Source organism: Candidatus Cryosericum odellii, assembly GCF_003570935.1.
GTDB lineage: Bacteria > Caldisericota > Caldisericia > Cryosericales > Cryosericaceae > Cryosericum > Cryosericum odellii.
The window spans coordinates 1-9,308 of the sequence record NZ_QXIU01000183.1 but is presented as its reverse complement, the minus strand read 5'-3'; the positions used below and the strand labels follow the sequence as shown (position 1 = coordinate 9,308).

The window sequence follows — 9,308 nt, the reverse complement described above, 5'->3', positions numbered from 1 at the left end:
ATGAATGGCAAGGACTTGTTCGAGAAGCTTCGTGAGATCAATCCGTCGGTGGCTGCAATCCTGATGTCCGGCTATGATGCGACTGACACTCCTTTCGCCAGTACGGGATTCGTGGCCTTCATCCCGAAACCCTACACGCTTCAGGAATTAGCCACACGCGTACGTCAGTCTCTGGATGCTCCCGCCGTTCCGGCATCCGGCCCAGAGGAAGAGTCGACGGTCTAAGAACCACTCCAGCTGGTTGGTGTCAGGCCGCAAAGACCTGCTGACCCTCCCTGATGGTTGCCTGGACATGCAGGGTCTGCGCATCCAGGATAACAATGTCCGCCCAGTAGCCCGGCCGCAAGGCACCACGGTCATGAATTCCCGCCGATAAAGCTGGGTTGAGTCCAGCGCAGCGAAGGGCTGTCTGAAGAGGAACACCGGCAAAGTCCATAAGGTTGCGCACCGCGTGGTCCAGTGTCAAAATGGAGCCGCAAATGGTTCCGTCTGGCAACCGAGCGATGGTGTCATCAACGATAATGTCGCTTCCATCCGCATGGTATGTAGCAGGATGAGGCAGACCACAGACGGCAAGCGCATCTGTGATCAGGGCGACACGGTCGGCATATTGCCGTCCGACCATCCCAGCGGCGGCAGGGTGCGAGTGAGCACCATCACAAATGAGCTGGAGCCAGAAAGGATAGGTCATCCCGGCGCCAACCAGACCAGGAGCACGCTGATTGAGGCCCGACATCGCATTAAAATAATGAGTTATTACATTGATCCCGTGGCTAAACGCCTCGCCTGCCTGCTCAACAGTTGCTGCACTGTGGCCAATGGTAACCGTGCATCCATGATCACGAAGATAATCAGCCATTTCGAGTGCGCCAGGCAGTTCAGTGGCAACGGTCATCATGACAACACGCCCAGCCTTGAGCGCATGTGCTGCTTTCTCAATGGACGGCGGCACCATCATGTCCACCTTCATAGCTCCCGGCTTGTTTTTACTCAAAAACGGACCCTCCATATGGAATCCAAGTGGATGAGCGCCAGGTATGGTATCCAATTCAGGTGTAGTCTCAGCAAGGATGTGTTCGATTCCCTCAAGAATGTAGGTGTCTGTTGTTGGGAAAAACGATGTAACACCCGTCTCAGGTAGTGTAGTAGCCATTCCCCGTACTGCCTTGATTCCCTCGTCCATGATATCAAAACCCTTGTATCCATGGATATGGGTATCAATGAATCCAGGGGCAACAACCTGTCCAATAAGATCAACAACCTCCGCACCCGTAGGAGCTGAAGTCGTGACCCCGGTCACACGACCATCTTTTACTTCAACCCAGAAGATCCCTGTCATCCGTTCAGGCAGGTACAGATTGTCTGTCTTGATGGCATAATGACTTCCCTTGATTGCAATAGCCATAGATAGCTCCTTTCTGAACTGCGTCAAAATCCTCTTTCGAGGCCGCCGGGCAAATCCCTATAGAATCCTGAATGCACCGAACACGAGGCCCAACACGATGGCGAGCAAGAGAACGTTCGCCAACTCTTCGCATCTCATTCATCGAAGCTCAGGAAGCGCTTGCGCCACCCTGCTCCACGATCACCTCCCACTCAGGTATCTTTCACGCGGCAACAAGCGTGCGTCAGTCTTTGTCTACTCCAGGTGCTCGAGCGTCCAGCCCGTCGAGGGGACCGACTGTCTGAGAACCGCCTCCAGCAGATGAATCAGCCACAGCGAACGTTCGTAGGCCCCGGAAGACGCGGGGAGTAACGAAGACCAGCATTGCGCCCAAGAACACGACGCCAATAACGCCGCTAACGAAGAAGCCCATATTGGCACCGAGGGCATCGCAGATCTTCCCCGCGTAGAGCGCGCCGATTGGAGTCGAACCCACCCATACGAGGTTGTAGGCAGCCATAACGCGGCCACGCATGCGGTCGGGCGACTGCATCTGGAGAGCCGTGTTGCACATCGTCGACAGGGCCGCCATACCGAACCCGCAGAAGACCAGCAACAAGCCGGTCAAGTAGAAATTCCGCTGTATTCCGACGAGGACCATCGCAACCGCGAGGACAAACCCCGAACCATAAATGTAGGCAGGAGTCGGTTCCAGGCGTGTTCCACCGAGAGACATCAGTACCCCGGCGGCCATTGCCCCAACTCCCATTGCCGACATCAACCCTCCATACCCGTCTGCCTGCAGATGAAGAGTCAGCATGGAGAAGCTGGGAATCATGATGTTGAAATTGAGCAGCAACGGGCTGATGACGCCCGATATGATCAAAAGGCTAATGATGATTTGATTCCCGGCAATGTACCGGGTGCCCTCGCGGATTTCCTGGGCATAGCTTCCCGTACTGCTCTTAGTCGGCTTGCGGCCTGCCTTCATCAGGAGCAGGCTGACGATAACGGCTATGAAACTGACCGCGTTCAGGGTAAATGTCCAGGGAATGCCCACGATAGCAATCAGGACCCCACCGATGCCAGGGCCGATAACACGGGCGATGTTGAACATCGTGCTGTTGAGGGCAACAGCATTGACGACGGCAGACCTGTCGTTCACCTGTTCACCCACAAACGCTTGTCTGGTCGGCCAGTCGATAGCACTGATTATGCCTGTGACAGCGGCAATGACCAGCACCTGCCAGTACTGTGCATGACCCCCAAACGTCACGACAGCCAGAGCAGCGGCGGCCAGCGCATACATGATCTGCGTAAACAACAGGATCGAGCGCTTTGGAAAACGATCGATGATGGGTCCAATGAACACCGAGAGGATCAGAGACGGGAGAAACTGGATGCTGGTCAACACCCCGAGCTTGAGGGGCGAGTTTGTCAATTTGAGAACCAGCCAGGACTGCCCTGTGTTCTGGAGCCACGTACCGACAAGAGATACACTCTGGCCAGCAAACCAGAGCCGGTAGTCTTTGGACTCAAAAGCCGGTAGCCGCTTTCGAATGTTCACTCAGTCTCTTCCTTTCGCTAACCGAATTATCCGATAACTACAGTCTACTCTCGTTGTTGTAGAGTCAAGAACCTACTTCCTCACCATCTGGAGCACGGTCTGGACCGTCAGCGTTGCCGCCAGGATGATCATGACAATCGCCTGCGCCCATACCGCGATGTTCTTGCCCCGGCTGTTGACGTACTCACCCATCAATGACTTGTCATTGATCAACTTCAGCATGAGGACGAGTATCAGAGGAAGCAAAACGCCGTTCGCCGCCTGCGAAAACAGCATGATGCCGATGAGCTTGCTCTCCGGTACAAACATGATCGTTCCTGCACCCAGAACGATAAGAGCCGTATACAGACCATAGAAGAGAGGGGCCTCGTGGAATGACTTGCCGACCCCCGACTCCCAGCCAAATGCTTCGGCCACGGAATACGCCGTCGAGAGAGGAAGGACCCCAGCGGCCATGATCGAGGCGTTGATCAGACCGACGGCAAAGAGGATCGACGCATATTTTCCCGCGAGTGGCGCTAGTGCGCCTGCCGCTTCTGCCGCAGTATTGACCCGGACGCCCGCAACAAACAGAGTACTCGCGCATGCGACGACGATGAAAAAGGAGACGAAGTTGGTGAGGAAACTGCCAATATAGGTGTCCAGGGCCTCATAGCGGTAGTACTTCAGGTCGATCGCCTTCTCCGCGACTGAAGACTGTTGGTAGAATTGCATCCAGGGCGCAATCGTGGTTCCTATCGTCGCGATGAACAGCGAAATGAACTCGGGGTTCATCTGGAAACTCGGAACGACAGTGGATCTGGCAACGATCCCCCAGTTGGGATGTGCCATGAAAGCACTGATGACATAGGTCAGAAACAAGATACAGAACACGAGCAGAACCTTCTCCACAGCGCGATATGAGCCTTTGACGACCAGAAGCCAGACGAAAAATGCAACCACAGGAATGACGAGGAAACGGTTCAGGCCCAGGATCGAGCTGGCTCCCGCTACTCCAGCAAATTCTCCCATGGTGTTGGTCAGGTTGGTAAACACCAGCAGCAGCATGACGACCATGGTCAAGCGAATACCGAACCGTTCACGGATCAGGTCTGCCAGTCCCTTGCCGGTGACGACGCCCATACGGGCGGACATCTCCTGGATCATGGCCAACGTGAACGTAATCAGCAGGAGCATCCACAACATGGAGTACCCGAACCTGGCACCGATGACACTGTAGGTGGTAATACCCCCTGCATCGTTGTCGACGTTGCCCGTAATGATCCCGGGTCCAAGAATGGCGAGCATGATGGGCAATGTCAGCGCGAAACGCCGGACCTTTCCCCTGATGCGTTCCCAGATCTGTGCCATAGCGCCAGGCTAATCCATCGCCTGGTCGAGAACGTCATCGACCGTGACGATGCCCTGCAGGACGCCCTCGTGGTCAACGACCGGCAGCGCAAGGTAGTTGTACTTGCCGATGATCTCGGCCACTTTGCCCTTCGGATCGTCCACGAACACCGAAACGGTGCGTTTCTGCATGATGTCGGCCACGTTGGTACCGGGCTGCGCGACAATCAGCGCACGCAGCGACAGGATCCCCGCCAGATGCCCATCATCGTCAGTCACGTACAAATAGTAGATGGTCTCCGTATCTGGAACCTCTCGACGGAGAACCTCGATGACCTGCTCGGCCGACATCTCTTGTCTGATCTCGAGATAGTCGTTGGTCATGAGACCACCGGCTGTATCCTCGTCATAGGCCAGCAGCTCACGAACGTCCTCACGTTCTTCCGGCTCCATTTCCTGAAGCATCGCTTCCTGCGTTTCAGTCCGCGTGTCCTGCAGGATATCCGCAGCATCATCTGGGTCCATCTCCTCCAGAATGTCGGCTGCACGCGCCACGCCAAGCCGTTCCAAGATAGTGACCTTGACTTTGTCGTCCTCCAGTTCGGCCAGCGTATCGGCTGCCTGCTCGTCGTTCAGCGCTTTGAAGAGAGCGTCGCGCTCATTAAAATCCAGGTCATCCACGATGTCCGCCAAATCCGAAGGGTGCAGTTTTGAGAGCTCTTTCCAGGTCGCCCTCACCTGCACGCTGCGAACATCACGCCCGAGGGGCTCTACAAAGCTCCATGGAATCGAGTTCTCGCCAATCTTGTGATGGCTTCGCCGCTCGACAATGTGGATGAGCCATGCGAACCCAGCCCTGCGCATGAAGCTCCGGAACCCGGCATCGGCCGCTATGACACGCAGCTGCCCGTGACTTTCCGCCAGCTCGATATCGTTCACACGAACGACCTTGGCACCGTGGATGTCGACAATCTGTTTGTCCAACACATGGTTGAGCAATAGCATGGAGGTGTCTTCCAGTTTGAAGTTGGGCTGAAGTTCAGCATCAGCGAGTTTGAGAGTACACTCTGTGATGCCCAGGCCGCGCACGTTATGCCACGCCACGCTCGTCAAGCCGCGCTGCGTCTTGACGAGAACAGCCATGACGACCGGGAACTTCTCGCCAGTCGCCACTTCAAGGTCAGCTATCGAGCCGACTACGGCTTGCTTTCGATCCAGAACGCGCACACCAAGAATGTTACTGAGGTAGAACATTTGCGCCTCCTGGGGCGAGAGAATGGCACAGCGCCTGTATGGTACGCATGATGGCTTCTGGTGTCAAGCGCACGGGTGGAGACACGGCAATCAGCAGGGTGAACGCGGGCACAGACGACCTATGGACGGTCGTCGACCTCAACTCCGGAGATGGACGATACGGCTTCCTCTCCCATCAGGAGAACCTCAGGAAGAGGCAAGTGCCCAATAATGTTGTGGCGCCAGTCGATCGTAAACACAAGAATGAGCGAGAGGAAACCTGCCACCACGTTACTGACAGTCATACCAATCCAGACGCCACGTGATCCGAATTTAAGGGTCATGGCAAAGAACCATGCCAGCGGCACGCGCAGGCCCCATAGCCGAACCAGGTCCAGAACCATGTTTGGAACGTTGTGCCCTGAGCCCTGGAACGCCGACTGGACACCCATCATGACCCCAAAGAACGGGTTGGCCCAGAGAAAGATCGACATGAAGAGGACGCCTTCGGCGATGATTTCCGGCTGGCTTGGAATGAACGCCCGGAACACCAGGGGCGTAATGAGACGCAGAAGAACGCTCGCAACTGCCATCAGGCCGACGATGGCAGTCGTCCCCTGTCGCACGACGGCTGTGGCCCGTTCCTTCATGCCGGCACCCAGCGCCCGTCCCACCATCGTGGCTATGCCCATGCCAGCCCCGTCATTGATGAGAGAGGTGATGCTGAACATCCTGTCACCAATCCCATACGCCGACAACGCCACCGTGGGGTTGGGGACGCGGCCGATGATGCCCGTCAGGACAATGAATCCAAAGGATGTACCGGATGCCCCGACTGAGGCGGGAAGTCCGATGCGGAGGATGCGTTTTACCCAGGCAATCTCGGGACGCAGGTCACGCCAAGTCACTCTCAGCTTTCGCCTCCCAGTCATGAGAATCGAGAGCGAGATAACTGCGGACAGAACCTGACACAGGACGGTCGCAAGAGCGGCTCCGGCTACACCCATGTGGGCAAACGGGCCCCACCCGAAGATCATCAGCGGGTCCAGGACGACATTCAGGCCGACGGTGATCGTGTTGATGAGCATCGGCGTAACCGTATCTCCATAAGCATTCATGATCTGTGCATACAGAGCCGAGACGAAGATGGCGGGCATCCCGATGAAGATGATCCGTGTATAACTTATCGCCACCGCCGAAATGGCCCGGTCTGGAGTCAGGACGGGAAGTAGAATCGGCGACAGCACCACACCGATGAACGCCACGACGAATCCAAGCAGGATCGCCAGAGACATGGTCTGACCAGCCGCCTTCTCCGCATGAACCTCGTTGTGCGCTCCCATGAACTGCGAAACGAGAGCGAGACCTGCGGACCCGAATCCGAACGCGAATGCGACGAGAAACCATACAACAGGTCCTGACATCTGAAGCCCGGCGACTGCTACCGCGTTTTCGGTCTTTGGAAGGTGCCCGACCCAGAATGTGTCGGTCATGTTGTACACCATGTTGAGCAGCGAGCTTACCATGACGGGCCAGGACAATCGGAACATTGTCGCCACGACTGGACCGTGAAGGATCTCCTCGCGCGTGGGCATCGTCGGACGCCGGCTCATGTCCGTCCCCCTACACCCCGGGCTCGGCCAGAGTCGAGATCAGCTCTGACGTGCCCGTCTCATCGATCGCCCCAGCCAGTGCAGACGTGTGTTCGATGACCTTGTGGTGCCAGTCGACCGTTACAAGAAACACCAGCGCCAGAACAGCCGCAAGGACGTTGCTGATCAACATACCGGTCCAGATACCGCGCGATCCCATGTGCATGGCAAACCCGAAGAACCATGACAGCGGGACGCGAAGACCCCAGAGACGTACGAGCTGCATGATCATTGGCGGCGTGTTGTGCCCTGAACCCTGGAACGCCGACTGGACTCCGTTGACGATGCCAAAGAACGGAATGGAGGGGAGGAACAGGGACATGAACAGAACGCCTTCGCTGATGATCGCCGGCTGTGTCGGAATAAAGGCTCTGAACAACCATGGCGTGAAAACCCTCAGAAGGGTCCCCTCCCCCACAAGTATGCCAAACATCAATGCAGTGCCAGTCCAAACGACACTGTTGGCTCGTTTCCGCAGGTCCCCGCCCAAAGCATGCCCGACCATCGTCGAGATGGCCAGCGACAGACCATCGATGGCAACGAAACTGATATTGATGAAGCGGTCACCGATGCCATATGCCGAGAGCGCTACTGTAGCGTTGGGCACACGGCCGATGATGCCCGTCAGAACCAGAAACCCGAATGACGTCCCGGAGACGCCAATGGAGGCAGGAAGACCGATCTTGAGAATCCGCCTGTACCAGAACCAGTCCGGAAGAAGGTCGCGCCAGCTGACACGGAGACCATGTCTCCCTCTGAACAGGATGACCAGTGAGATGACTGCGGCGATGGCCTGGCAGATAATGGTGGCCACCGCAGCCCCTGCAACCGTCATGCGCGCAAATGGTCCCCACCCGAAGATCATGAATGGGTCCAGGACAATATTGGCGATGACGGTCGCCAGGTTTACGAGCATGGGCGTGATCGTATCCCCATACGCCGCCATGACCTGGGCATACGCCGCCGCGACGAACTCAAAGGGCATGCCGATGAAGATGATACGCGTGTAGACTGTTCCGGCGCGGGCGACAGCAGGGTCTGAGGTGAGGAGCCTCAACAGGGCAGGCGAGAAGATGACACCCGTAACCATGATGAACAGCCCAAAGGCAATCGACAGCGAAAGCGTCTTGGCAGCTGCCGTATTCGCTTCCTCCTTCCGATGAGCACCCATGTACTGGGACACGAGCGCCAGCCCTCCGGAGTTAAACCCGAAGGCAAATGCCATGAGGAAGAAGATGACCGGGCCGGCTATCTGAAGTCCGGCGACAGCGGAGGCATTCTCCGACACGGGCAAGTGGCCTACCCAGAAGGTATCGGCCATATTATACAGGTAGTGCAGCAGGCTGGAAATCATCAACGGCCATGCCAACCTGAACATAGTCCGGACGATGGGTCCCTCGAGTATCTCTTTTCTTGATGCGGTTCTTGCCACGGTCTCCTCCAGACGGTCGGGCACGAACCCGTACCTCATTTAAACCTCTATTAGTATACCCTTATTCGTACTACGAACAAGAAATGATACGGATCCCTCATACAGAAGAGAGGCGCCGTGTGGCGCCTCTCGTGGTCAACTCAATCTCGATCGAAGTTAGTGGTTGTAGGGACCGCTCTTGCTGCCCCTGTGATCGCGAGGATCACCGTGTCCTCCACTGGGACGGTGCACTGAGCCGGAGCTTCCGCCTGGTCTCGAGGTACCGAAACTTCCACCACGTCTGTCACCCGGGGGGCGCCCGTCTCCGCTTGAAGAACGACCAGAAGCACCAGGACGAGGTCCCCCACGATGCTCGTTCGGACGAGGACCGCCGGTGCTTTCGGTACCATCCGGACGGACGAAACGCGGCAGCTCGGCCTTCGCCTTTCCATCCCAGATGCTGTAGGAACCGGTAGCCGCCTTCTCGTGGCTCACCGGCTTGATGTCGGGAGCATAGCGACTTACAAACTTGCGATGCGGCTCCTCTGTGCCCCGAGAGCCTCTACGATCAGAAGTACCACCGCGTGGAGAAGACTGAAACCTCCGATTGTCCGTACCTGGACGTCCCGTTCCCCGACTCGTTCCTGGCGTGCCGTCGAGTCGCGGCGCCTCCGTCCTGGGACGATCAGAGTAGGGCCTGTCGGTACGCGGGCGATCTGAATATGGTCTATC

Annotated in this window: 7 protein-coding genes and 1 pseudogene; 1 reads left to right on the top strand and 7 read right to left on the bottom strand. The window is 56.9% G+C overall.

What is annotated here, in order from left to right; translation table 11 throughout:
- Nucleotides 1–225 (top strand): annotated as a pseudogene (locus SMC5_RS07430) (response regulator); the annotation flags it as partial.
- 22 nt (nucleotides 226–247) lie between these two features.
- On the opposite strand, the gene nagA reads toward SMC5_RS07430, so the two are convergent.
- From nagA to SMC5_RS11095, 7 genes are all read right to left on the bottom strand, one after another.
- Nucleotides 248–1,405: an N-acetylglucosamine-6-phosphate deacetylase gene (gene nagA, locus SMC5_RS07425; protein WP_119120200.1), complete on the bottom strand. Its 1,158-nt coding sequence runs from the start codon at nucleotides 1,403–1,405 to the stop codon at nucleotides 248–250.
- 223 nt (nucleotides 1,406–1,628) lie between these two features.
- Nucleotides 1,629–2,951: an MFS transporter gene (locus tag SMC5_RS07420; RefSeq protein ID WP_119120199.1), complete on the bottom strand. Its 1,323-nt coding sequence runs from the start codon at nucleotides 2,949–2,951 to the stop codon at nucleotides 1,629–1,631.
- Nucleotides 2,952–3,023: 72 nt separating this feature from the next.
- On the bottom strand, nucleotides 3,024–4,301 hold the full coding sequence (locus SMC5_RS07415; RefSeq protein WP_119120198.1) for an Nramp family divalent metal transporter: 1,278 nt from the start codon (nucleotides 4,299–4,301) through the stop codon (nucleotides 3,024–3,026).
- A gap of 9 nt (nucleotides 4,302–4,310) precedes the next feature.
- Complete coding sequence (locus SMC5_RS07410) at nucleotides 4,311–5,534, bottom strand: magnesium transporter (protein ID WP_119120197.1); 1,224 nt, start codon at nucleotides 5,532–5,534, stop codon at nucleotides 4,311–4,313.
- 119 nt (nucleotides 5,535–5,653) lie between these two features.
- Complete coding sequence (locus SMC5_RS07405; RefSeq protein ID WP_119120196.1) at nucleotides 5,654–7,126, bottom strand: MATE family efflux transporter; 1,473 nt, start codon at nucleotides 7,124–7,126, stop codon at nucleotides 5,654–5,656.
- Between the two features lie 10 nt (nucleotides 7,127–7,136).
- Nucleotides 7,137–8,636 carry an MATE family efflux transporter gene (locus SMC5_RS07400; RefSeq protein WP_119120195.1) on the bottom strand — a complete coding sequence of 500 codons (1,500 nt, stop codon included), beginning with the start codon at nucleotides 8,634–8,636 and terminating at the stop codon, nucleotides 7,137–7,139.
- A 461-nt stretch (nucleotides 8,637–9,097) separates the two neighbouring features.
- Nucleotides 9,098–9,308, bottom strand: a 211-nt coding sequence (locus SMC5_RS11095) for a hypothetical protein (protein ID WP_207799141.1), incomplete at its 5' end; no start/stop codon positions are given.